This window comes from Streptomyces sp. SID14478 (genome assembly GCF_010548525.1).
Classification (GTDB): Bacteria; Actinomycetota; Actinomycetes; order Streptomycetales; family Streptomycetaceae; genus Streptomyces.
Genome location: NZ_JAAGMG010001411.1, coordinates 1 through 714 on the forward strand (window position 1 = coordinate 1; position 714 = coordinate 714).

A 714-nucleotide genomic window follows, 5' to 3' on the forward strand; every position below is an offset into this window, starting at 1 on the left:
ACGCGGCCGACGGTGGTGGTGCTGCACGGCGCGCCCGGGTCGGGGCGCACGACGCTGGCGGTGCGGGCGGCGCACGATCTGCGGGACCAGTTCCGCGGGGCCTGTGTGGTGGACCTGCGCGGGGACCGTCCCGACGCGCCGCCGCTGACGACGCGGGACGCGCTGCTGCACCTGCTGAACCGGCTGGGCGCGCCGCGCGAGCAGCTGCTCTTCCGTGAGCGTTCCTCGCAGGAGCAGCAGGTCAAGCGGCTGAGCGAGCTGTACCACCAGCATCTGACGGGCCTGCCCGTGACGATCGTGCTCGACGACGCGCAGGACGCACAGCAGGTCCGTACGCTCATCCCCGAGCGGTCCGACAGCCTCGTCGTCGTCACCGCCCGCAAGCCGCTCGACCTCGGCGAGGACACTCCGGCCTGGGTGCACCAGCTGCCGGTGGACGCGCTGGACGCCGCGGGCGCCGAGGAGCTGCTGCGGGACGCGGCGCAGGACCCGGACAGCGGCCCGTACGACGCCCAGTCCTCGGACCGGGTACGGGAGTTGTGCGGCGGCCTGCCCCTCGCGCTGCGGATCGCGGGTTCGGCGATCGGCCCGCGCACGACGCGCCGACTGGCCGCGGACCTCGACGCGTACGGGCCCGTGGAGCCGGTCGAGCGCGTGCTGTGGCTGCGCTACACCGACCAGTCCGACCCGGCCCGCCGCCTCCTGCGCCGGCTC

General features: G+C 75.4%; 1 protein-coding gene. It reads left to right on the forward strand.

What is annotated here, in order from left to right; all coding sequences use genetic code 11:
* On the forward strand, positions 1-714 hold a 714-nt coding region (locus tag G3I40_RS44630; protein WP_164560495.1), incomplete at both ends, for an ATP-binding protein.